Below are 24,926 nucleotides of genomic sequence, written 5' to 3' on the forward strand. Positions count from 1 at the left end.
GAAAAGACTTTCCAGGTTTGAGTTTGAAATCACTAGTCATACTAGAGAAATTCCTTTATTCATAGGCTGATCCACTTTATTGACTTGATGAAGATGTTCCAAAATCGACCTTAGGAACTGTCTTAGCTTCTTCTGTTTCTTTAAAGGTTTCAGCTTCTTTAAAGTTCATCATATTCGCAAAAAGCACAGTTGGAAAACTTCTCAACTTTTGATTGTACTCGGCTGCGACTTTATTATAATCCTTGCGTGCTACAAAGATACGATTTTCACTGCCTGAAAGTTCGACCATTAGTTGCTCAACATTTTGATTGCTCTTGAGTTCTGGATAATTCTCCGTCAAGGAAATCAAGCGGGAAAGAGCTGAGCTCAATTCTCCCTGAGCCTTTTGGTTTTCTTCTGAAGTTACTGAGCTACTACCGATTTTAGCTCTAGCATCCGCAATCTTGGTAAAGACTTCGGTTTCATGATTCATTTGTCCTTTGACAGACTCGACCAAGTTACCAATCAAGTCTGAACGACGTTGGAGGGCTGTAGAGACATCGGCCTGAGCCTGCTCCACTTTAGTCTGTTCACCAACCAGACCGTTATAGGTCGTCACTGCGGAACAACTTCCCAGAACTAGAAGTCCAAAGAAAATCGCCACTATTGAGAGAATTACTTTATTTTGTTTCATATTCAAAACCTTAACACTTTCTTTTATCAACTTTTCTGAGAAAATACTCAGATTTTAAATCAATTTCCCAAACTTTGGTTTTATTTTTAATGAAGGAGTGAACCCTTGCAAAGGAGTCACCTTACTGCATGGAGAAATCGGTTTGAGCAATATATGATCACTCACCAGTCATCAGACGAACCGCCACCATCGAAGCCACCGCCGTCCCAGCCTCCAGATGAGTCGGAGCCTGAGTCAGACCAAGAGGATCCTGAATCTGATGAGTCACCGCCCCACCAGCCACCGCCAGAATCATCGCCATGTGAACCACCACGACCTCCAAATATAAATCCAATAATCATGACGATGAAGTAAATCAGAACTACAAATCCGATAACTCCGTCACTCGAACTGCTTTTTCGATGCCGTCTCGAAGAACTGCTCTCACCAGCATACCTTTCAAGTTCCCTTAAGCGACTAGAGTTGGTCGCATAATCGTAACTACTTTTAGAACTTGAAGCAGTCGTACTCGATCCACTATAAAACATGTAGTTGAGATTGTTTGATATAGAAAGAACTCCATTGCTGTAGTCTCCCTTTTGAAAGTAAGGTCGTGCTGTTTTCAAAAATCTATTGGTCTGATAGTCAGTGATCTTACTGGCCACATTATTACTGGTTTCAATCCGTGATTTTCTATCCTCAACAGCGACCACAATCAAGACACCGTGATTGTCTCCCGAGTAGCCAATCTTCCAAGCTCTAGCTGTTTCATTAGCGACAGTCTCGATTGTTTCTCCATCTAGGCTTTTCACAACGTAAACACCCATCTGGAATTTTTCTGATTTTTTACTATTGACATTATTCAATTCCCGAATCTGACTTATAGTCTCATCCGTTAAATAATGATCCGGGTCATAGATCCCGTACTCAGGTTTTTCAGGTGCTGTGAATGCTGACAAGAAGAGAAAGACCATCAGCAATCCAAGCAAGCGAACCAACAAATTATGTTTAAATAATCTGCTTCTTTTCATAATAACCTCCCTGATAAAGGAAAATTGATTTAAGGAATTATAGCATTTTGATTTTTACAAAGAAAGTACATTTTCATTACAAATAGATTACAAAATCTAGAAAAATAATTGAATTTTGATGACAGATTTTGTCCCCGATTTGACAAGCCTTTTTACTCCTTTGATAGAAAAAAGAAGACCTCGTAGCCTTCTTTTAGTTTATTTTTGTGTGAAAACAAGCATAGCTTACTTGCGTTTTCTTGCAATGAGATGGATTGGTGTTCCTTCAAAGACAAAGGCCTTGCGGATTTGATTTTCCAAGAAGCGCAGGTAAGAGAAGTGCATAAGTTCTTCTTCGTTAACAAAGATGACAAAGGTTGGTGGCTTGGTTGCCACTTGGGTCGCATAGAAAATCTTGAGGCGTTTTCCTTTGTCTGTCGGTGTTGGATTGATAGCAATGGCATCCATAATGACATCGTTCAAGACCGCTGAAGGAATACGGGTGTTTTGGCTTTCGCTGATTCGCTTGATCATCTCAGGTAGTTTGTGGAGACGTTGCTTGGTCAGAGCAGAGACAAAGACAATCGGAGCATAAGGCAAGTATTGGAACTGCTCACGGATATCTTCTTCCCATTTCTTCATGGTGTGATTGTCTTTTTCAAGGGTATCCCACTTATTGACCACGATGATCATCCCTTTACCGGCTTCGTGGGCAAATCCAGCGATACGCTTATCATACTCACGAATACCTTCCTCGGCATTGAGGACCATCAAGACCACGTCAGAACGGTCAATGGCACGCATGGCACGCATAACAGAGTATTTTTCTGTATTTTCGTAGACTTTACCAGACTTACGCATACCAGCTGTATCAATCATGGTAAACTCTTGTCCATCCGTATCTGTAAAGTGGGTATCAATGGCATCACGCGTTGTCCCAGCTACTGGACTAGCAATCACACGGTCTTCTCCCAAAATAGCGTTGATCAAACTTGATTTTCCAACGTTAGGACGGCCAATCAAGCTAAATTTAATCACGTCTGGATTTTCTTCTTCAACCTCATTTGGTAGATTTTCCACGATGGCATCGAGCACATCCCCTGTTCCGATACCGTGGACAGACGAGATTGGTAGAGGTTCACCCAAGCCCAGAGCATAGAAATCATAGATATCATTTCGCATCTCAGGATTATCAACCTTGTTAACCGCGAGTATAACAGGTTTATGGGTTTTATAGAGTTTGCGAGCTACGTACTCATCTGCATCTGTGATTCCTTCTTTCCCAGACACCACAAAGACGATGACATCAGCTTCTTCCATAGCGATTTCTGCTTGGTGCTTGATTTGCTCCATGAAGGGAGCGTCGACGTCGTCAATCCCTCCAGTATCAATCATACTAAAGGAACGATTGAGCCACTCACCCGTTGCATAGATACGGTCACGTGTCACACCCTCGACATCTTCTACGATTGAAATTCGCTCACCAGCGATCCGATTAAATAGGGTCGATTTCCCAACATTGGGACGTCCCACAATGGCAATAGTTGGTAAGGCCATGTTTTCTCACTTTCTACAATAACTTTTTCTGTTCTAGATTTCTTCGAGTTGAACGAGGTTCGGCTTGACCAAACTGCTCTGCCAAACGTTGACTCCAAGAGGTCGTCGCACGCGCACCAGCATAGTCTGCCTGTACTTGGTCATAGTCCAAAATCGCTTCAACTGGCTGTTCTTGGTATTCTTCTTCAAATACCACTTGGTTCAAAGGCAGTCTTGGTTTGACATCATGTTGTTGATTTGGCACACCGAGGGCAATCCCAAAAACGGGGTAGGTACAGTCAGGCAAATTAAAAAGCTCTGCCACTTCTTCCGACTTGTAACGGACCAAACCGATAATCACACCACCATATCCCAGACTCTCAGCCGCAAGCAAGGTATTTTGTCCAGCAAGCGCAGCATCCACAGATGTGATGAGGAGACCTTCCACTCCTTGGGGTTGGAAAGTATCCGTATGAAGGCTTGCTCCCTTTTCAGCTCGGTTTAAGTCACCGACAAAAAGTAGGAAAGCAGCTGACTGGCGAATGGCTTCCTGAGGAACCAATTCATATAAGGCATCTTTCTTCTCTTGGCTGCGTATAAGAATCACAGAGTAGGATTGGAAATTTTTCCAAGATGACGCCATTTGTCCAGCAGTCAAGATTTCATTTAAGTGCTCTTGAGGAATCTCTTGCTCCTTAAAGCGACGAACTGAAGTATGAGCTTTCATGAGTTTGATTGTTTCTGTCATCGGCGATTTTCTCCTTCTAGTCTTGTCTCCTCTGCCAAATAACGGATTCGTTCCATAACCCGTCTAGCTTCCCAAGTCTCATCATTCCCACTCTTTCCTTTGGCAAAATGTTTTTCCAAATCTTGGAAATTAAAGTTGGAAGTAAAGAAGGTCGGCAAATCTTCCTGCATACGATACTGGAGAATAACTTGGAGAATCTCATCACGCACCCAAGGGGTAGACTGTTCTGCACCAATATCATCCAAGACCAAGACTTCTGCTAACTTGATCTCATCCACCAAAGTCTTGAGAGATCCTTCACCGATAGCATTTTTTACATCAATGACAAAACTTGGATAGTGGAGAATCGTCGTTGATGCCCCACGTTTTTCAGATAGGTCGTGAGCTAAGGCCGCCATCATGAAACTCTTACCAACACCAAAATCTCCATAAAGATAGAGGCCTTTTCGGATGCTTGGGTAAAGGTCAACAAAGGAATAGAGTCTCTCAAAAATCGGCAAGCGTCCTAGATCATCCAGGTCAATCTGAGCCAACTTCGCTTTCTTGAGACTTGCTGGTAGATTGATCAACTTAAGACGATTCTTGATTGCCGCCTCTTTTTCAGCCGCGATTAGTTCTGGTGTTTCTTCATAAGATACATCTGCATAGCCGTGATTCATGACCAAGATAGGCTTGTAGCCACGCGCTATATAGTCCGCATCCCCACGAAGAAACTTATCCCGTTCTGTGATATATTGGTTGAACTTGGAGATGCTACGATTTAACTCCTCTTGGCTGAGGGATTCTTTCTGGATAAAAGCCGCTACATCGGGGTCCTTCATGATCTGCTGGACCAAGTCCTGATACTGAAAACGACTTGTCTGACGTTTGATTACATCACCCACACTTTCCATCTAGTCTCCTCCTTCTTCTAATCGGGCTAACATTTCTTGTTTTTTGCGTTCTAGTTCCAGACGAGTTTCCTCACTGGTTTGATTTTTATATTCTGGATTACTCCACTTGGGAACATTTGTCTTAGTTGAGCTGGCCTTGTTTTTCTGTTCTTCTTGCCCCTTTTGCTGGTGTTCTCGAATCCGAAGCACGGCTTCCTCTGCTGTCCGAATCTTGCGATAGGCATAGTCGTTTGCGACTTTCATAGCATATTTTTCATTGACATTGGCCGAATCAACCTTGTTAAAAGTTAGAAGTAAGACGATATTGATGACTTCATCCAGCAAGCCTAAAGATGCCATCTGGTGAAGAAGTTCTCGCTCACTCTGGGTGATGTTCCCCTTACGAGTCTGCTTGATTTCCGCTAAAAATTGTAGGGGAGTTTTATTTTTAGCTTCCCTGATAATGGTCATTTCTTTGGGGCTGAAGTCAGAAGATGCTGGTTTTTGTGCTATTTTTTCACGCATACGTTTGACTGAAATAACCTGAGCTACAGCTGTCGCCTTGGCTAATTGATAGGTTTCAAACCAGATCCATTTTTTTTCATCTGCAATGGCGAACAATTCCAAAACATCCGTTTGTTCGTCTTCAAAACGCAAGCCATCTCGAGCCATCAGACGCTGGAAATGTTCCAAGTCAAAATCATTTTTTAACTTGCTTTTAGACTCGATTGGTATCACTTCTTCAGTCAGGGTTGGAAAGACTTGACTCAAAGAAACCGAGAGTGCTTCTCCCTCACTTGGAGCCTGCTTCATCGCAGAAACAGCTGTATCCCCAATCTTTTTCTCTAATAATCTGCTATAGACAGAATGACTTAAAAAATCCTGAATAGGTAGGGGAGAATGAAGCTGCAATTCATAGGTTTCTCCCTTCTGATAAAGGGTCAACAAATCTAAAGCAGATAAGACTTTGAGGGATTGGAGCAAGGTCGGCATGCCAAAGTTTAAGTGGTTGAGGATATGGGAAAAGAGGTGTTCTTTTTGCCCTCCATCCCAAAAGGTAATAGCATATAGATAGAGGCTCAGTGCCTCCTGACCGATAATCGGGAGGTAGCACTGCACCAGAGAAGAGGTATCTTGCGACACCCGATTATTCTTTAGAAAAGAAAAACGGTCATTTGGCTTCATTTACTTTTCCTTTTTCTTTTTAGAGGACTGGGTGATCTGCTGGAGAAGGCTCTCCAACTCACTCACGTCCTTAAAGCTACGGTAAACACTGGCAAAACGAACATAGGTAATCTCATCAAGCTCTGCCAATTCTTCCATGACTAAAGACCCAATATATTCACTTTGGATCTCATTCTCACTGCGACTACGGAGTTTTTGCTCAATACGATTGACCACCATGTTGATTTCATCACTTGACACAGGACGCTTCTGGGCTGAGCGGATAATCCCATTAAAGATTTTATCTCTTGAAAATTGTTCTCGCGTACCGTCTTTTTTGACGACAACCAGCGTTCTTTCTTCTACTCGTTCATAGGTTGTAAAACGATGCTGACACTCGTCGCACTCACGTCTTCGACGGATGGTATTTCCTTCTTCGGCTTGTCGACTATCAACAACACTAGACTTGGTAGCCCCACATTTTGGACAACGCATGCATTTCCCTCCTTGTCGTTTTCTTTTCATTATACCATTTTTTAAGCAATTCCCAAAACAATTCTTATTTTTACTTGACAAGTTTTTTGTTTTATTGTATTATTTGATTAGAACAATAAAGGCAAAGAAAGGAGACTATGATGTCCTGGTCATTTGATAATACAAAACCCATTTATTTACAGATTATGGAAAAAATTAAACTACAGATTGTTTCCCATAAACTGGAACCCAACCAACAGCTCCCTACCGTGAGAGATTTGGCGAGCGAGGCTGGGGTCAATCCCAATACCATTCAGCGCGCTTTGTCTGACCTTGAACGTGAAGGTTTCGTTTGTAGCAAGCGAACAACTGGTCGTTTTGTCACCGAGGATTTGGACCTCATCGTTCAGTCCCGCAAACAACTTTCCGAGGAGCAACTGCAACACTTCGTCTCTTGCATGCTTCAATTTGGCTACAAAAAAGAAGAACTGCCAAATGTATTAAGCGACTATATCAAAGGAGTTTAAGACTATGACACTACTAGCACTTGAAAATGTATCAAAATCATATGGAGCAACTGCGGCACTTGACAATATCTCACTAGAGATCTCAGCTGGAAAGATTGTCGGGCTCCTTGGACCAAACGGATCCGGAAAAACAACCTTGATCAAACTGATTAACGGTCTCCTTCAGCCAGACAAAGGACGTGTCCTCATTAACGGACAGGATCCAAGTCCTGCTACCAAGGCGATTGTCTCTTATCTACCAGACACAACTTATCTCAATGAGCAAATGAAGGTTAAAGAAGCCCTGACTTACTTTAAAACCTTCTATCAGGATTTCAATCTTGAACGCGCCCAACATCTGCTTGCAGACCTTGGCATTGATGAAAATAGTCGCTTAAAGAAATTATCAAAAGGAAACAAGGAAAAGGTCCAACTAATCCTCGTTATGAGCCGTGAAGCCCGCCTCTACGTTCTGGACGAACCAATCGGAGGTGTGGATCCAGCTGCTCGTGATTATATCCTCAATACCATCATCAACAACTATTCCCCAACTTCTACGGTCCTGATTTCAACCCACTTGATTTCAGATATTGAGCCAATCTTGGATGAGATTATCTTCCTCAAAGACGGAAAAGTCGTTCGCCAAGGAAATGTTGATGATATTCGTTACGAGTCAGGTGAATCAATTGACCAGCTCTTCCGCCAGGAATTTAAAGCCTAAGCAAAGGAGATTATTATGTTTTGGAATCTAGTTCGTTATGAATTTAAGAATGTCAATAAATGGTATTTAGCGCTCTATGGAGCTGTGCTTGCAATTTCAGTTTTAATTGGAGCTTTTCTTGGTAGCCTTAGCCAGAGTTACAATTCTAACAATGCTGTTTATTTCATCTTCTTTTTGGTACTAGTCTTTGGAGGACTCAGCGTCACTCTTTGGATTGCAACAATCTTTTTAATCATCCGAAGATTCAAGGGGAGTGTTTATGACCGCCAAGGGTACTTGACCCTAACCTTGCCTGTCTCTGAGCACCAAATCATCATCGCAAAACTTTTAGGTGGTCTTGTCTGGTCCATCTTAAGCTATATCGTCTTTATCTTGAGTGTATTGATTATCTTCTTCTTAACACCAATAGAAAAAGACTTCACTGTCCTCTATAACTTCATTTCCCCTTACCTCAGCTACGGCTGGCTGTATGCCCTATCACTATTTGTCGGATCAATCGTATGGATTTTATCCATTTACCTCTCCATCTCAATCGGACAACTCTTTAATGAGTATCGAACAGCTATGGGAATTCTAGCCTATATCGTCATTGCCATCGTCATTGGTTATGTTTCTCTCTTTTTCCGAATTGAAAATGACTTTAACATGATGATTGGTACAGAAATTCTGCGCGATCTCTTTTTATCAGCTATCTACTATCTCGGTACCTACTATATTTTGAAAAATAAGGTTAATTTGCAATAAGTTAAAGGTCTAGCGACTCTATATCGCTAGACTTTTTCTTTTATTTATTTTGCATGAAGAAGTGAATAAAAAGGAGTATAATAACTTCAAAACTGATTACATGTATATTGATACGGAGGCCAACTCTTTATGCTGAGAAGATTTGTTGCTAAGAAACACCTCGTACTTTACTTCTTTTCTATTGCCATTACTTGGCTGGAAGCGATTATCACGCCAGCCCTTGTTCAAAATATTGTTGCTAGTTTTACCAATCAAGAACTAGGCCTTCTTTGGAAAGTTTTGATTCTGGGGATACTTGGAAACCTCATTCTATTGCTAGGTCTGTCTGGAAAACGTTACTACTATGCCCGTTTGATTACTGATTTCAAATATGGAATTAAGAGCGCTATTTTCAAGCGATTTTTAAACAGTTATGAGATTGATGAAAAGGATATTTTGTCCAACCTAGAAAACGACGTCAAACAAGTAGAAGAAAGCTATATTGAGCCAACGGTTATCATTATTTCTTCTCTTGGTTTCACCACTGTGTCCATTCTCTATGCACTATGGACCAATTTTTACCTAGGCTTGATTTTCATCCTCTTCTACTCCTTTCCTGTCCTCTGCAGTCCTATCGGATCTAAGCGTTTAGATTCACTTTCTGAAAAGCGATCCACCATTAACCAGAGCTACTTATCAAACTTGACAAATTTTATTGGCGGTAGCCAACAAATTCGCCATTATCAGGGACAAGACTTCTTTTTTGCTCGCTACCAAAAGCAATTACAAACCAGTCTGGATACCGAAATCAACTATGAAAAACAACGAACTTTAAACAGTCTTTTTATCAATAGCATCGATGCCTTTTGTTCTGTCACACCTATCGTCATCGGTGGCTTTATGACCTACTATAATTATTTAGATGCGGCTAGTTTTGTGGCCATCTATCTGGTTTCCCATAATATGGGCTATCAATTCCAGGAGTTGGCCTACTTTACCAACACTCGAACAGCGACTCGAACTCTTCTCAACAAATACAAAAAACTTTTGGGCCAGTCTGACACCATCTCGACTAGAAGTATAGAAAATATTTTCCCTATCCAACTTGAAACCATCTCCCTAGAAAAAGATGGAAATAGCCTCCTGTCTCCTATTTCTATACACATCAAGCAAGGAGAAAAAATTGCCATTATCGACGAAAGCGGCTCTGGTAAGACGACACTACTCAATATCATTCATGGAGAAGAGACACCGACAAGTGGACAGATTAGCTTTGCTGGTCAGAACCTGTCACGTCAAGAAATCACAAGTATTAGTTCCTATATTCTCCAAGATAGCCATTACTTTGACACGTTATCTCTGGAAGACAATATCCTTCTGGGACTGGATAAAAATCAAGAGACTTTAAATCATATCCTCAAAAAACAGGATTAGAACATTTGAAAAATCGAATGCTCAGCAACGATAGTCTATCTGGTGGCGAGAAACAACGTCTCGAAATCGCTCGCGCCCTCTACCATGATAGCCAACTCATCTTAGCATATGAGATTAAGGCCAATCTTGACTTGGAAAATAGCAGAAAGATCAGTAACTTGCTCTTCTCCCTACCTCAAACAGTCATTGAAGTCATTCACCACTACACAGAAGAGGACTTAAAACACTACGACCAAGTCATTCACTTAAGCAGAGAAAAGTAGTAGTCTACAACATAGCAAAAAATGCAGAGTCTTGGGCAAATGCCCCAAGCTCTGCATTTTCAAACTTTGTTATGCTTGCAAGGACTACATGGCTTCAGAAGAATGATTGGCCTTGTCACTTTCAGACCCAATTTTTTCATTCCATTTAACATTATGATGCGTGTCACGATATTTTTTTGGCGTAATACCGACAACTTCTTTAAACTGTTGAATAAAATGACTTTGAGATGAAAATGATAAATGATTAGCAATTTCAATCATTGAATAATCACTAAATTTCAATAAGTCTTTTGCAACTTCTATTTTTTTGTTTTTAACATAAGTGCTTACTGATACACCAACTTCTTTCTTGAATAAGCGTGACAAATAGCTTGCTGAAATACCAAATTCGCCTGCCAACTGTTCAACCGTAATGCGTTCTTTCACGTGGCAATAGATATAATTCTTACACTCTGAAACGTGTTTTGAAATAACATCTTTTTGAATTTCACGTCGCATACGTTCCGTGTAATCAATAACCATCTCATCATGCAATTTTTGGATTTCTTGTGCCGTGTGAAGGCCATCTAGTTTTTGAATATAAAAGTCACTAAGTCTAAAAGCTTGTTCTAGTTCCATACCATTTTGACCACACATGCGGGTAATCATAGCTGTCGTAATGACAAAATGATATTTCAAATTAGTAATGGGATTACGTGACAAAGTTCCCACACCATCTTCTGAGATAAAACGTTCTTGTTCACAATTTTTGCGGACCGCTTCAACATCTCCCGTAGCTACTGCTTGATAGAACAAAAACTCCTCAGTCAAGGGACGATGTTCCACATCATCCAAATTATCACTAATCGCTAAAAGTCTCCATTCATTCTTATAATTCATTTCCAATCCTCTTTTTTGTAAATGATTACTACTTTCTTTTCATTTTACCATATTCTTGCAGATTTGATAAAAACAAGGTGGAAAAAATGGAAGTGAGAAAAAATAAAGTCTCCAACGGAGACTTTATTGCTAAACATAACTCTTAAATATAAAGAAGATTATTCATCATAGCTAATCCAGTCATAATAACCATACAAAGGTGTTTGACCATCATATGGATCAAGCCAATCATCAACACCTATACCCGGCCAAACATTCATCATGATTTTTCCCGGCGTGCTTGGAAGATTTTCAGTTACTGTATGAACAACTTTACCATCCACATACCAAGTGATGTGATCTTCACGCCATTCAAATCCATAAGTGTGCCATTCCTCTGATGCATCGAAGCCTAGGTCATAAAGGAATTCATGACTGCCAACACCATCTGTAAAATAGTTGAATTGAACTTTTGTCGTATCTTTTCCAAGAAACTCAATATCAATTTCATCCCATTTTGTTCCATCCGTTGGACCTGTGTAGGTGAAAAATGATGTCACAACGCCTGTATTTTTAATGGCTTTCATGCGAACTTGATAAAGACCATAATGGAAATACTCTCTTGTGCGCCACTCGCCACCAGTGTAGCCGTCAGCGTCACGATCAATTTTCAAACTTAGGCCTTCACCATCAAAATTAACATTATCGGGCTGCCAGATACAATCAAACATATCGCCATTTGCCCCTGTCCGTAATTCCATATAAGAGGCATCGTAACTTTCAAAACTTGTCTTAAAATGTGCTTGTTCGTTTATCTTCATCTTCTTACCATTTACGCTTTCTTGACATTATAGTCTACCTTTTTTAAAGTGTAGCACTAAGAAACCAAGAATAGCTACAAAGACTCCTGAAATCGTCAATAATTTGCTTGGACGTTGATTAGTTTTTGGTAGAGTTGTAAACGCCTTGCCTTCAAGATTTGCTTTTGCTACTGGTTGAGTTACATTTTTTGCAGCTACTTGTTTTTCTTTGGTAGAGCCTTTTGAGTCGTTGTCCAAAACCAGAGTTTGTTTTTCACTCTTAGGGGCAGTTGAGTTCTTAGTAGGCGTTACACCCTCAGCTCCTTTAGCAGTAGTTGAAGTATTCCCTGTAGCATCACCTGTTGCTTCAGATTTAGAACTAGATCTCGTATTACTTTGATCTTGGGCAACTTGATTACTATAAGAAATCCAATCATAATAAGCAACAAGCGGTGTTTGACCGTCATATGGTGCCAACCAATCGTCAACACCAATTCCTGGCCAAGCATTCATCATGATTTTACCTGGTGTCACTGGGAGATTTTTAGTTGCTGTATAGACTGCAATACCGTCAACATACCAAGTAATATGATCAGCTTGCCAATCAAATCCATACTCATGATAAGCTTCTGATGCATCAAAGCCTAAATCATAAATGTATTCATGCCCACCTACACCATTAGTATAGTAGTTGAATTGAACTTTTGTTGTATCTTTTCCGAGAAATTCAATATCGATTTCATCCCAAGGATTCTTGTCACTTGGTCCAGTATAAGTGAAAAATGATGATACAACACCTGGGTTTCTAATTGGCTTCATGCGAACAGAATACATACCATAACCAAAGAACTCGCGTGTACGCCACTCAGCACCATTATAACGATACTCATCAGTTGTATTTTGATCAATGGTCAATGTCAATGTACCATTGTTTACAACCGTATTTTTCGGTACCCAACGGCAATCAAACGGTTTGCCATTGAACCAGTCAGAACGTTCCATTGTCGTATCATCATAAGTATTAAAATCTTCATGATAATCGCCTGTGTGTGTGGCTTGTGTTCCTGCTTGGCTGTTATCTTTGGTAGTTGTTGTGACAGTCTCTTGATTATTTGTAGAAGCCAAGCTTAAGTTGTTCTGATTTTGCACACCTGCATCAGAACTTTCTACCTGATTTGTAATCTCCCGATTTGATGAACCAGTCACTGTTTGAATAGTGTTACTTTGGTCATTTGTAGAAAGATTTACTTTCTCATTAGTAAGGCCATTAGTGTCTGTGGTTTGTGTATTCGTTGCAACCGAAACATTGTCGGGCGTTGAAATATTAGCTACTTCATCTGCTGATACTAAACCAGCTCCAACTTGTAAACTGTACAAAGCAGTTGCGTAGCAAATATACTTTACTACATCTTTCTTAGTCATAAAATCTCCTTTTTCTCTTATAAACCTATTCCTTAACACCACCGAGTGTAACACCGGCAATAATGTATTTTGAAAGGAAAAGATAAACGATAATAATTGGCACAATAGCCACTAAAATCATTGTGTAAATTTTACCCATATCAAAGTTCATGTAGTCTGCACCACGCAATGTTGCAATCAAAATTGGCACAGTCATCTTACTCTTAGTTTGGATAACCAAGGCTGGAATGAAGTAGTTATTCCAAGAACCAACAAAAGTAAAGATCGCTTGAACCGCAACAGCAGGTTTCATAATTGGAAGAACAATTGTGTTGAATGTTCTAAATTCATTTGACCCATCAATACGAGCAGCTTCTACCAATGAAATTGGCAATGATGATTTCAAGTAACTATACATGAAATAAAATACCGCTGGTGAAGCAACTGATGGAATAATCAATGGTAGCCAACTATCATACATTCCCATATTAGTGATTAAACGCAAGAAACCCATTGAAGTAACTTGTGTTGGCATAACCAAAATCGCCAAAATAAAAGTAAAGGCAACTTTTTTTAACTTAAAGTCATAAACATACAACCCATAAGCAGTCAAAGCTGAGAAATAAGTACAGATAGCAGCTGTCAAACCTGAAATAATCAAGCTGTTCAAAATCCCATGAAGCATCGGGAAGCTACCATCATTAGCTACCTTACTCAAATTATCAAATAAGGAGCCACCAGGTAGTGCTGAGAAACCTTTTTGCAACTCAGCATGCGAGTGTGTCGCATTTATAATCAGGATATAGAAGAAGAATAGGCACATGAATGATAAGGTAATTAACACAAAATGTGCCACAATAACACGTAATCTATTTTTTGCTTTTGTTGACATTATTTCGCCTTTCTACCTTTGTATTTCAATTGGTGTTTGGTCGTTTTAATTTCATTGTTAGTCATACGATAGACGAACCAACAAAGAATAGCACTAACCACAAAGAGGTAAACTGATAGTGCGCCTGACATACCGTAGTTCTTGCTCTTCAAGTGATTGTTCAAGAACATAATTAAGGTTGTTGATGTACGGTCTGGAGAACCTTGTCCATTAGTCAAGATTTGTGGAACATCGAACATTTGCAAACCACCGATAATTGACGTAATCAAGGTATAAGCCAAAATAGGTCGAATCATTGGCAAAGTGATATAGAAGAAACGTTGACGGCTGTTACAACCATCAATTTCAGCGGCTTCAAAAATATCTGGGCTAATTCCCATGATAGCTGCCATCAACATGATTGTGGTATTACCAAACCACATTAAGAAGTTCATCACACCAACCAATGAACGTGTCCCAAGAGCAGATGCCATGAAATCAATTGGTTCTTTAATCCAACCAAGTGATTCTAAGATAGAATTGATAGGACCATTTGTTGAAAAGAGCGTGAAGAATAACATGGCAAAAGCTGATGCCATAATCAAGTTTGGCAAGTAAATGACAACTTTGAAGAATTGGCGTCCACAAATTTTAAGTCTTGCATCAACAAACCAGTTGGCAAGTAGCAAGGCAATAACAATCTGTGGAATAAAACCAATCAACCACATAATCATGGTATTTGCCGCATATTTCAACATATCTGAATTCAGTAAGCTTGCGTAGTTTTTTAGCCCAACAAAATTAGGCCCAATCTCTGTCATCCCTGAACGATAATATTCAAAGAAACTATACCGAATGGTATCTACCAAAGGTATAAAAGAGAAAATGAAGAAAATTAGGAAGAAGGGAAGGATGAAAATATATCCCCATTTCCCATAATCTATACGCTTGCGTCTTTTTTTCATCTTTATCACTCCTCCAAAATACGAGGAGCAAGTTAAAATACCTTTCATCTGGAATCGATTTTCTAACTCGCCCCCGTAAGGTCTACCAAAATTCTAAAATCCCAATTAAACGCCCAAATATTTTTTAATTATATTTGAGTTTAGGATAACTAGCCAACTAATTAGTCTGGCCATTTAACATCTGTAATTTCTGGATAACGTTCTTTAATAGCTGCTTCAAAGTTTGATTTAGCTTTGTTGTAACTTACTTTACCTTGTAGGTAATCATTAAAGGTATTTTGAATCAATTCAACACAACCTTGGTCATATGATGACAATGGTGCAATCTTAATGTTTTCTGCAACTGGTGCATAATATGAATAAGCATTTTCGCCACCAAGGAAGTCTGATTTGAAACTATCATCTTTAGCTGCTGCTTCCATACCAGATTTAGTATTTGTGAAGTCTTGGTAATCTTTAGATATCTTCAAGAGGTTATCTTTATCAGCTGTCAAAGATTTGATGATTTCTTTAACATGTTTAGGGTTATCAGTACCTTCGGCTCCATGGATGTAGGAACCTCCCCAGTTGTATTCTTGTGGTGGATTAGTAACTGCCCATTCACCATCAGCGCCATCCCAGTTAGATTTCAAAGTAAAGTCAATACCCCAAGCTGGGAACAAGAATGCAAAGACTTTAGATTGAGAACCCATAGCTTTGTTCCAGTCATCTGTCCACTGACCTTTAACCGTTTTATTGAAGTAACCAGCATCAAGCCATTCTTTAGAATCTTTAACCCAGTTCATGATTTGAGGATCTACACTAACAGTTGTTGAACCCTTTTCAACCCAAGGCTTAGAAATACTGTTACCATACAAACGGAATGTATCAGCATATGATGCAAATGTGTAGTAACCTTTATTAAGAAGTTCTTGCGATGTTGCTTTCATAGTATCCCAGTTTTTGACTTTTTCACCAACTACTGTTGGGTCATCAGTGCCAAAGACATCTTTCGCAATATCACGACGATAGATTAGAACACCTGGAGTCGTTTGCCAAGTTGAACCACGTTGAACACCATCTTCATCAGAAGCTGTTTCTTTAGTGAAATCATATTGGTCAACTAAATCTTCCTTAGGATCAATTCCTAAATCTTTCAAAGGCATTGCAACGTTTGCTTTTTTAGAAGTGTATTTTGTCACGTAGTCAGTTTCTGACAAGAAGAGATCAACCTTATCATCAGCAGAAGCCGAGTTTTGTTTTTCAAGCGCTTCGTCCAATTTTTGTTGGTAAACACCATCTTGGTTTGGATTAATAATCCAGTGGATTTCACTACCGTCTTTTAGTTTAGTAACTGTTCCATCTTTAGAAGTTGATTCAACTTCTGGATAAACAGCTTCCACACGTTGACGAAATTCATCATTCCAGGAGTAAATGTTGATGACCTTACCTTCTTCACCTGAAGCTGATGTGCTTGATTTAGAAGAGCAACCAACCATTGTCCCTGCTGCAAGAGCAATCGTTATAAAAACGCTTACTTTTTTGTTCATAATCCTTCTCCTTTTTTTGAGGTTTTCCCTCATGTTTTTTTGTAATTACATTATAACGCTAATTCAAGAAGTGTTATATTATAATATTTCAAAAAATATCAGTTTTATGACCTTGTTTAAAAAATTTTATAAAAGATCACGCTTTTCTAATCTTTTTAATAGGTAAACCCTTTTATCCAAAATGCCATCCCCCCTATAATATCAGGACTTATAGCTATTCTTCTAGCCTCATATACCATAGTTCACTAATAAAGTACCGTATGTAAAAAGTTTGATACTTCTTAAGTTGATGTCATAATCATGATATTTTTCTCTTCTTTTTTATTTTCTCTAAAGCTGATTTCTACTAAAATATGGGATAGAAGATAAAGGAGATAACTATGAAGCCATTAACTTTTACTAATAACAAGGGGGATTTCAAACTTTCCCAAATAGGAAATATCAGCTCTTTGTACTTTCCACTTGCATCAGAAGTTGGATTAAAGAGTGCGGTCACACCTAACTTAGGTGGTGATTCAAAAATCAATCAAGAAACTTTCCTATTAGAACCTGTCAGTGTGGATGATCTCCATAACAACCGTTCAACTCGAAATTTCTGGGTTCGTGATGACAAAGGAAATGTTTATTCTGCAACAGGTGCTTCTGCCTACCAAGAAACCCTACGTTTTTCAAATCAAGAAGAAGAAAATACTGTAGAAGCTGGCTTTATGTGGCATAACACTGAACGTAAAGCAGCTAATCTACCTTTGAAATCTACAATTACGTCATTTGTTCCACACGATGAAAATGTTGAAGTCATGCTCGTGACACTTGAAAATTTATCTGATACCGAACAAACCTTAACAGCTTACGGAGCTGTCCCAATTTTTGGACGTAGCGCTGATAATATCCGTGACCACCGAAATGTAACTTCTATGCTTCACCGTATCAAAACTACAGATGCAGGTGTTTTAGTTTGTCCAACAATGTCATTTGATGAACGTGGTCACCAACTCAACCATCAAATTTACTACGTACTTGGCTTTGATAACAATGGAAAAACACCTGAAACATTCTATCCAACAGTAGAAATGTTCATCGGTGAAGGAGGAACATTTACTCATCCAGCTGCCATTTATAAAGAAACTAGCGGTGTAGCAAGCAATAGCCGCATTGATGGACGCGAAGCAATGGGTGCTTTCAAATTTGAAACATTCACCCTAGCTGCTGGTCAAAGCAAAACTTTCATCCTATTAATGGGAATCAATGAAAATCAAGAACACATCCAAGCAGTCGCTCAAAAATATAAAAATCTTGCAACTGTCGAAAAAACATTAGAAGAAACAAAAGACTACTGGCAAGAAAAAGTTCGGGTTGATTTCAAAACAGGCGATAGCGACTTCGATAGTTATATGAAATGGGTTTGTTTCCAACCATTCCTACGTCGTCTCTTTGGTTGTTCATTCCTTCCACACCATGACTATGGACGTGGCGGACGCGGATGGCGTGACCTTTGGCAAGACTGCTTGTCACTACTTCTAATGGAACCTAAAACAGTTGGTGATATGATTGTCAACAACTATAAAGGGGTTCGTCTTGATGGTACCAATGCCACAATCATTGGTGAAGGTGATGGTAATTTCCTCGCTGACCGTAACGGTATCACACGTGTCTGGATGGACCATGCACTTTGGCCTTTAATGACAACAAAACTTTATATCGACCAGACTGGTGATATCGACATCCTAACTAAAGAAATTTCTTACTTTAAAGACTCTCACGTCAAACGTGGTACTGAAATCGACCAAGACTGGAACGATGCCTACGGAAACGAACAACGTACTTCTGATGGCGCTATCTACACTGGTAGTATCCTAGAACACTTGTTAATTCAACATTTGACAGGATTCTATGAAGTCGGTAAGCACAACATCTATCGTCTTCGTGGGGCTGACTGGAATGATGCCCTTGATATGGCTGATGAAAATGGAGAAAGTGTTGCCTTTACCGCTGCTTACTCGGGTAACTTGATGGAATTAGCAAGCCTTGTTCGCCTCCTAAAAAGCGAAACAAATACAGAATATGTCGAAATTCTTGAAGAAATCGGACTCTTGCTCAAAAAAGACTCTGATATCTATGATAATATCGAGCGTAAGCACCAAATTCTTGATACCTACACTAGCCAATGCCTTCACAATGTGAAAGGACGCAAAATCAGAATTTCACTTTCTGAACTTGCTCTTAACCTCATTCAAAAAGCATCTTGGTTACGTCAACATCTTCAACAACAAGAATGGATAGACTTTAACGATCAGGAAGGTGGCTACAATAGCTACTATGACAACAGCGGCAAACCAACTGATGGCTTCTACAATGACTGTATACACATGATGTTGACCGGTCAAGTCTTCCCTATCATGAACTACGTCGCTACAGATGAACAAATCCGTAAAATTACTGCTAGTGCTGACCATTACCTCTACCGTCCAGAAATCGGTGGTTACCGCCTCAATACAGATTTCAAAGAAATCAAAACAGACCTTGGACGTATGTTTGGTTTTGCCTACGGTGAAAAAGAAAACGGTGCCGTCTTCTCTCACATGACTGTTATGTATGCTAATGCGCTTTACCGTCGTGGATTTGCCAAAGAAGGTTGGAAAGCACTTAAGACACTATCTGATACAGCACTAAACTTTGAAACAAGTCGCATCTATCCTGGAATTCCTGAATACTTCCGTGCAGATGGTCGAGGAGTTTATCACTACCTAACTGGAGCTGCAAGCTGGTACATGTTGACAATGGTTACTGAATCATTCGGAGTTCACGGCAAAGCTGGTGATCTTGTCCTTTATCCCAAACTTCTTTCAGAACAATTTGACGGAAAAGGACGTGCAAGCATCACAACACAATTTGCTGATAAAACATTCCAAATCCACTATGATAACCCAAATCAAAAAGATTTTGGAAAATATATTATCAAAAAAGCCACCTGTGATAACAAAGAAATCGACATTACAGATGATGCTTTTGCCTTTATCACAAAAGCTGACCTTGCTAACCTAAACGACGAGGTTCATGAAATTATAATCACACTAGATTAAGAAAAAGAAAGGATTTTCTCATGAAATACGGTTATTTTAATGACGCTAATCGCGAATATGTCATCGACCACCCAAATACACCAAAACCTTGGGTCAACTACCTTGGTTCCCCAGAATACGGCGCAATTATCTCAAACAACGCTGGAGGTTACAGCTTTGCTAAATCAGGTGCCAATGGACGCATTTTACGCTATGTGTTCAATAATTTTGACCAACCAGGTCGCTACATCTACCTCCGAGACGATGATACCAAAGACTTTTGGTCTGCATCATGGCAACCTGTTGGTAAAGACCTTAAAGACTACCACAGCGAATGCCACCACGGCATGGGCTATACTAAAATGATTGCTGATTACTCAGGAATTCATTCTCAAGCAAGCTACTATGTACCAAAAGATAAAAGCTATGAAGTTTGGGCAATTACCGTTACTAACCGTTCTGAACAAACTCGCCATTTAACACTAACTGGTTACGCAGAATTTACTAACCATAGCAATTACGAACAAGACCAAGTTAACTTACAATATTCACTTTTCATCACCCGCACACTTTTCCAAGACAATCGCATCATCCAACAAATTCACGGAAATCTTGATACCCTTGACGACAACGAACAAGTTGACGAAAAGAACGTTACTGAACGTTTCTTCGGACTTGGTGGCGCTAGCATCAGCTCATATTGTGGAGATAAAAAAGGGTTCTTAGGTGGCTACAATGGCTATGACAAACCTGCTGGTGTCACATCAGGAGATCTCGGCAACCAAACAAGCTATAACGAAAATGCTTGTGGTGCCCTTTCAAGCAAGGTCACTCTTGAACCTCAAGAAAGCAAAACCCTTGTCTATATCCTCGGTGAAAAATCATCACAAGAAGCTGCAGAAATTCTAGCTCATTACGAACACCCTGCAGAAACTGTTGAAGCAGAAATTCAAGAACTTCGCAAAGAATGGGAAGACCGCTTGACTAACCTACAAGTCAATACACCTAGCCCTGAATTCAACACTATGCTTAACACTTGGAATGCTTACAACTGTTACATGACCTTTATCTGGTCACGCGCAGCATCATTTGTCTACTGTGGGCTTCGTAACGGTTACGGTTACCGTGATACCGTTCAAGATATCCAAGGTATCATTCACTTGAAACCTGAAATGGCAGTCGAAAAAATTCGATTCATGTTGTCAGCTCAAGTTGACAATGGTGGTGGACTTCCACTTGTAAAATTCACTCACAACCCAGGGCATGAAGACACACCAGATGATGCTTCTTACGTCCAAGAAACTGGACACCCTGCTTACCGTGCCGACGATGCTCTCTGGCTCTTCCCAACAGTTTACAAATACATTTCTGAGACAGGAAATCTTGCATTCCTTGATGAAGTGATTCCATTTGCTAATAAAGGGGAAGCTAGTGTTTACGAGCACTTAAAAGGCGCTGTACAATTCTCACTTGACCACCTTGGTCCTCACGGCATGCCTGCTGGACTTTACGCAGACTGGAACGACTGCCTTCGCCTCGGTGCAAATGGTGAATCATCATTTGTGGCTTTGCAATTCTACTATGCTCTAAGTGTCTTACGTGAATTTGCAAAAGCCAAAAATGATACTGACTACCTTGCTTTCCTTGACTCAGAACAAGAGAAAATGGGACAAAAAATCCAAGACCTTTGCTGGGATAATGACCGCTTCATTCGTGGTTTTACCGAAGCTGGTGAACGAATTGGAGCAGCTAATGACCCAGAAGCTAACATGTGGCTAAACCCTCAAAGTTGGGCCGTTATCAGTGGCTTAGCTAATAAAGAACAAGCTGAACTTGCCATGAAAAATGTTTACGAGCAACTTAACACTGATTATGGTGCTATCCTCATGAGCCCATCATACCATGCTCACGCATTCGACGGAGCTCTTGCTGTTGTCTACAACCAAGGAACAAAAGAAAATGCAGGTATCTTCTCACAATCACAAGGTTGGTTAATCCTAGCTGAGGCCCTACGCGGACAAGGTCAACGTGCCTTTACCTATTTTATGGAAAATGCCCCAGCTGGTCAAAATGATCGTGCAGAAATTCGTCAACTAGAACCTTACTGCTATGGTCAATTTACAGAAGGTCCTGCTAGCCCACACTTCGGTCGCTCTCACGTTCACTGGCTAACTGGTACAGCCTCAACTGTCATGGTCGGTTGTGTGGAAGGTATCTTAGGACTTCGACCTGATTTAGGCGGATTGAAGCTTTCACCAGCTATTCCAAAAGAATGGGAGAACTTCAGCATGACTAAGATTTTCCGTGGCAAAGAACTGCACATCACTGTGGAAAATCCGAACCATAAAGAAACAGGCTTCACAAAACTTGTCCTAAACGGTAAGGAACTTGACCAAGCCTACCTTCCTGAAGAACTCTTACAAGACACCAACCAAATCACTCTTACTTTATAAAGAAAGCTGGGACTTGCTCCCAGTTTTTTATGACTTCCATTTCCTTTTCTAAAGCCAATAAGCTAATGTAGCAACCAACATGGACAATCGCATATTTTATTCACCTAAGACAAACAACACTTGAAATCACACGCTATAGCCATCATTATCCAAATTAGATGCGCTTATCAACCCATAAATTATCCAACTTCAACCATCACAAAAAAGGAACTGAGAGAAGCTCAGGTCCTTTTATCTTTAACGTTTTAAAAAGAAAGAATTTTAGAGAGTTATTTTGTTGAGAGAGATTTAACCGATTTATTTTGGGAGTGTAGTTATAATCAGTTAAGTAAAAACAAATTGTTATTTGGTTACTGTCTAGCTTAATTAAAATTTATCGTAGCTAATCCAATCATAATATGTATACAAAGGAGTTCGACCATTGTAAGCACCCAACCAAGAATCCACTTCATGAGTTCCAGGCCAAGCGTTCATCATAATCTTACCAGGTGTGCTGGGAATATTGTTGTAAGCAGTATAAACAGCTCTTCCATCAACATACCAAGTAATGTGATCAGCTTGCCAATCAAATCCATAAGTATGGAAGCCTTGAGAGGCATCAAATCCTAAATTGTAAAGGTATTCGTGATTACCTTGACCGCTTGTGTAGTAGTTGAATTGAACTTTTGTTGTATCTTTCCCTAAAAATTCAATGTCGATTTCATCCCATTTTGTACCATCACTTGGACCAGTATAAGTAAAGAATGAAGAAACGACACCTGGATTTTTAATAGGTTTCATGTTTACTTGGAAAAGACCATAGCCAAAGCGTTCTTTACTACGCCATTCGCCCCCAGTATAGCCGCCACGACCATCACTGTCAATTTTAAGACTCATCAAGCCATTATTAAAACCGATATTTCCAGGGACAAAATTACAGTTAAACATACCACCATTAGAACCATTACGAAGTTCCATGGCGTTACCATTATAGTAATTTAGTTCTTGACTATAGTGGTATTTACTTTGCGCATCAACACCTTGTTGAAAACCAAAGAAAGCCAATAAGAGAACAATTAAACAACTAACTTTTTTCCACATAATAATACCTCAATTTTAATCATTTTTAAAAAGGAGTTCTAGCAGAGAAAGGAACTAATCTACTCTACTATAGATTGAAAACGCCTAATCAATCGTAGTTAAAGTCACTTTTTCTTTTCAGTAACTGTTACTTCAAAAATGGGGCAATTTTTTCTTTTTCATCATTCCAAAAAGAATGCTAGTCACACAATAAATGTTTCTCTTTAAAATCCTCCTTACACCGTCACGAGTTAAGTATAGCGCTTTCATTTTAGATAATATATTATACTCCCACAAAAAATATCAAATTTATGACCTGAAGGCAGAAAATAAAAAAAAAGTCTTCTCAGAACCATTTTGCTAAAAATAGCTCTAAGAAGACCTCTTAGTAATAAAGAAAGACAAATCATCTACTAGATATGGTGACTCAATTTCACTCGTTTATAAGACATAATAGCTTGCATTAATGCTGATAAAATGAAAATAACTGCAGCTAAAATCAAGACACTTTTCACACCACTATCTAAAAATACTAGAACCAGCAAAATCAAATCAATAATTCTGACATAAATGCTAATTTCCTTCATCGACAAAAACCTCCCTTTATTTTATCCCATGTATTTTTATAAAACCGCTTTCATCTATATTATATTACATTTTTTGCCGTTTTTTCATAAAATCAAAAAAATTTAAAGTACCCTATTGTAAAATTTTTAAATTCTGTATACTCTTTTAAATCTATAAACAATTTCTAAACAGATATATAATTTATATATATTAACTCTAACCTAAATGGATAAATTTTTATACTTTTTCAACATAAATGACAGATTATTTATGATTCTATGATAAGTTCCTTCTCCCAATCGATTGCATCTTTCTAGGTTATGATAGTGTTCATCACCATCGAAAGAAACTTGAACAGCAAAATTATGGCAGTCAAGAAAAGACGTTATTTTATTTGTGAATATCGTTCCATTTGTAATCAAAGTATACGAAATAGGAATATGCAGTTTCTCATCTAAAGTTTCACATAAATTTCGTATAAACTGAAAGTTATATAATGGTTCACCACCAGTAAAACAGATATACAGAGATCTATGCTGCTTAAAATTGATCTCATCTAATATAAAATTCACAATATTTTACCGTCATGCTCACTACTTAAGGACGGCTTCCTATCCTTATCATTCTCAAAACAATAAGAGCAAGTCAAATTACACGACATGGTTGTAACTATATATAGTGATAATTCAGTCCCCTCTACTATTCGTTTAGAGTGAATAAAAGGCACTTGTTTATCAATCTCACCTATCAAATAAGGAAATTCTTGAACAGTTCCTTATCAATCTCACAAATAGATCCTGTATGTAAATTTTTTAAATAAACTACATCATTTGTAGAAAAAGAATAAATTATTTCCATAACTTATCTTCTGCTCTAAAAAAGCTGAGGAATACATACACCTCAGCCTCATCATTATGATAGTAAAGTGATAAATAATCGCTTTTATATAAGCAACTCAAGATAATCTAACGATAATGCCCATTTATCTGGATGCTGCTGTACTGAGGCTAGGTGACCTTTTTTAACAACTTTGATAACATCAGTCAAATTAAGCATCGCTTTCCCTTCTTTTTAAAAAAACTGATTATACATATAGTTCTTTTATAGGAAAGAAGAATCTCATATACTGTTAAGCAAAAATTATTTTGTATCCATTTTCTTTGATTTCGTTGTATATCTTCTCATGTAGATTGTCAAGTATTTTTTTGAAAATTTTTCCGTTAATCATACGTCCTATTCAAATAACTAGCTCACTAACTTA

Annotated in this window: 21 protein-coding genes and 1 pseudogene; 6 read left to right on the top strand and 16 right to left on the bottom strand. The window is 39.0% G+C overall.

Going from position 1 to position 24,926, the window contains the following annotated elements:
• Positions 1 to 76: 76 nt before the first annotated feature.
• From MK396_RS07445 to nrdR, 7 genes are all read right to left on the bottom strand, one after another.
• Positions 77 to 673, bottom strand: a complete 597-nt coding sequence (locus MK396_RS07445; RefSeq protein ID WP_000812473.1) for a LemA family protein — start codon at positions 671 to 673, stop codon at positions 77 to 79.
• Positions 674 to 834: 161 nt separating this feature from the next.
• Positions 835 to 1,683 (bottom strand): TPM domain-containing protein, encoded by an 849-nt coding sequence (locus MK396_RS07450; RefSeq protein WP_268724171.1) that lies wholly within the window; start codon positions 1,681 to 1,683, stop codon positions 835 to 837.
• Positions 1,684 to 1,908: 225 nt separating this feature from the next.
• On the bottom strand, positions 1,909 to 3,219 hold the full coding sequence (gene der / locus MK396_RS07455) for a ribosome biogenesis GTPase Der (RefSeq protein WP_268724172.1): 1,311 nt from the start codon (positions 3,217 to 3,219) through the stop codon (positions 1,909 to 1,911).
• Positions 3,220 to 3,232: 13 nt separating this feature from the next.
• Positions 3,233 to 3,946, bottom strand: coding sequence for an NADPH-dependent oxidoreductase (locus MK396_RS07460; protein ID WP_268724173.1), 714 nt, complete (start codon positions 3,944 to 3,946; stop codon positions 3,233 to 3,235).
• On the bottom strand, positions 3,943 to 4,839 hold the full coding sequence (gene dnaI, locus MK396_RS07465) for a primosomal protein DnaI (protein ID WP_268724174.1): 897 nt from the start codon (positions 4,837 to 4,839) through the stop codon (positions 3,943 to 3,945). The genes MK396_RS07460 and dnaI overlap by 4 nt, the downstream gene beginning before the upstream one ends.
• Complete coding sequence (locus tag MK396_RS07470) at positions 4,840 to 6,003, bottom strand: DnaD domain protein (RefSeq protein ID WP_268724175.1); 1,164 nt, start codon at positions 6,001 to 6,003, stop codon at positions 4,840 to 4,842. It lies immediately after the preceding gene.
• On the bottom strand, positions 6,004 to 6,477 hold the full coding sequence (gene nrdR, locus MK396_RS07475; RefSeq protein WP_001203678.1) for a transcriptional regulator NrdR: 474 nt from the start codon (positions 6,475 to 6,477) through the stop codon (positions 6,004 to 6,006).
• A gap of 140 nt (positions 6,478 to 6,617) precedes the next feature.
• Here nrdR and MK396_RS07480 point away from each other — a divergent pair, with 140 nt between their 5' ends.
• From MK396_RS07480 to MK396_RS07495, 4 genes and pseudogenes are all read left to right on the top strand, one after another.
• Positions 6,618 to 6,983, top strand: a complete 366-nt coding sequence (locus MK396_RS07480) for a GntR family transcriptional regulator (RefSeq protein ID WP_268724176.1) — start codon at positions 6,618 to 6,620, stop codon at positions 6,981 to 6,983.
• Between the two features lie 4 nt (positions 6,984 to 6,987).
• Positions 6,988 to 7,683: an ABC transporter ATP-binding protein gene (locus tag MK396_RS07485; RefSeq protein WP_000173183.1), complete on the top strand. Its 696-nt coding sequence runs from the start codon at positions 6,988 to 6,990 to the stop codon at positions 7,681 to 7,683.
• Positions 7,684 to 7,698: 15 nt separating this feature from the next.
• Positions 7,699 to 8,427, top strand: coding sequence for a hypothetical protein (locus MK396_RS07490; protein ID WP_268724177.1), 729 nt, complete (start codon positions 7,699 to 7,701; stop codon positions 8,425 to 8,427).
• Positions 8,428 to 8,556: 129 nt separating this feature from the next.
• A pseudogene (locus tag MK396_RS07495) lies at positions 8,557 to 10,103 on the top strand (ATP-binding cassette domain-containing protein).
• Positions 10,104 to 10,187: 84 nt separating this feature from the next.
• Here MK396_RS07495 and MK396_RS07500 read toward each other — a convergent pair.
• The 6 genes from MK396_RS07500 to MK396_RS07525 form a co-directional block, all read right to left on the bottom strand.
• Positions 10,188 to 10,982 carry a helix-turn-helix domain-containing protein gene (locus MK396_RS07500; protein WP_268724178.1) on the bottom strand — a complete coding sequence of 265 codons (795 nt, stop codon included), beginning with the start codon at positions 10,980 to 10,982 and terminating at the stop codon, positions 10,188 to 10,190.
• A 158-nt stretch (positions 10,983 to 11,140) separates the two neighbouring features.
• Complete coding sequence (gene bglS / locus MK396_RS07505) at positions 11,141 to 11,782, bottom strand: beta-glucanase (protein ID WP_268724179.1); 642 nt, start codon at positions 11,780 to 11,782, stop codon at positions 11,141 to 11,143.
• A gap of 27 nt (positions 11,783 to 11,809) precedes the next feature.
• On the bottom strand, positions 11,810 to 13,183 hold the full coding sequence (gene bglS, locus MK396_RS07510) for a beta-glucanase (protein WP_268724180.1): 1,374 nt from the start codon (positions 13,181 to 13,183) through the stop codon (positions 11,810 to 11,812).
• Between the two features lie 25 nt (positions 13,184 to 13,208).
• Positions 13,209 to 14,054 (bottom strand): carbohydrate ABC transporter permease, encoded by an 846-nt coding sequence (locus MK396_RS07515; protein ID WP_268724181.1) that lies wholly within the window; start codon positions 14,052 to 14,054, stop codon positions 13,209 to 13,211.
• Positions 14,054 to 14,998: a carbohydrate ABC transporter permease gene (locus MK396_RS07520; protein WP_268724182.1), complete on the bottom strand. Its 945-nt coding sequence runs from the start codon at positions 14,996 to 14,998 to the stop codon at positions 14,054 to 14,056. The genes MK396_RS07515 and MK396_RS07520 overlap by 1 nt, the downstream gene beginning before the upstream one ends.
• 161 nt (positions 14,999 to 15,159) lie before the next feature.
• Positions 15,160 to 16,527, bottom strand: a complete 1,368-nt coding sequence (locus tag MK396_RS07525) for an ABC transporter substrate-binding protein (RefSeq protein WP_268724183.1) — start codon at positions 16,525 to 16,527, stop codon at positions 15,160 to 15,162.
• A gap of 380 nt (positions 16,528 to 16,907) precedes the next feature.
• Here MK396_RS07525 and MK396_RS07530 point away from each other — a divergent pair, with 380 nt between their 5' ends.
• Together MK396_RS07530 and MK396_RS07535 are read left to right on the top strand one after the other, a co-directional pair.
• Complete coding sequence (locus MK396_RS07530; protein WP_268724184.1) at positions 16,908 to 19,607, top strand: GH36-type glycosyl hydrolase domain-containing protein; 2,700 nt, start codon at positions 16,908 to 16,910, stop codon at positions 19,605 to 19,607.
• 20 nt (positions 19,608 to 19,627) lie between these two features.
• Positions 19,628 to 22,039 (top strand): GH36-type glycosyl hydrolase domain-containing protein, encoded by a 2,412-nt coding sequence (locus MK396_RS07535; RefSeq protein WP_268724185.1) that lies wholly within the window; start codon positions 19,628 to 19,630, stop codon positions 22,037 to 22,039.
• 366 nt (positions 22,040 to 22,405) lie between these two features.
• On the opposite strand, the gene bglS (MK396_RS07540) is transcribed toward MK396_RS07535, so the two are convergent.
• From bglS (MK396_RS07540) to MK396_RS07550, 3 genes are all read right to left on the bottom strand, one after another.
• Positions 22,406 to 23,119, bottom strand: coding sequence for a beta-glucanase (bglS, locus tag MK396_RS07540; protein WP_326845828.1), 714 nt, complete (start codon positions 23,117 to 23,119; stop codon positions 22,406 to 22,408).
• A 392-nt stretch (positions 23,120 to 23,511) separates the two neighbouring features.
• Positions 23,512 to 23,685 (bottom strand): hypothetical protein, encoded by a 174-nt coding sequence (locus MK396_RS07545; protein ID WP_164497127.1) that lies wholly within the window; start codon positions 23,683 to 23,685, stop codon positions 23,512 to 23,514.
• Between the two features lie 201 nt (positions 23,686 to 23,886).
• The gene (locus MK396_RS07550; RefSeq protein ID WP_268724186.1) at positions 23,887 to 24,237 is read right to left on the bottom strand and encodes a 4Fe-4S cluster-binding domain-containing protein; all 351 of its coding nucleotides are present in this window, start codon (positions 24,235 to 24,237) and stop codon (positions 23,887 to 23,889) included.
• Between the last annotated feature and the right edge of the window lie 689 nt (positions 24,238 to 24,926).

The organism is Streptococcus oralis (assembly GCF_026782235.1).
GTDB classification, from domain to species: domain Bacteria; phylum Bacillota; class Bacilli; order Lactobacillales; family Streptococcaceae; genus Streptococcus; species Streptococcus oralis_CC.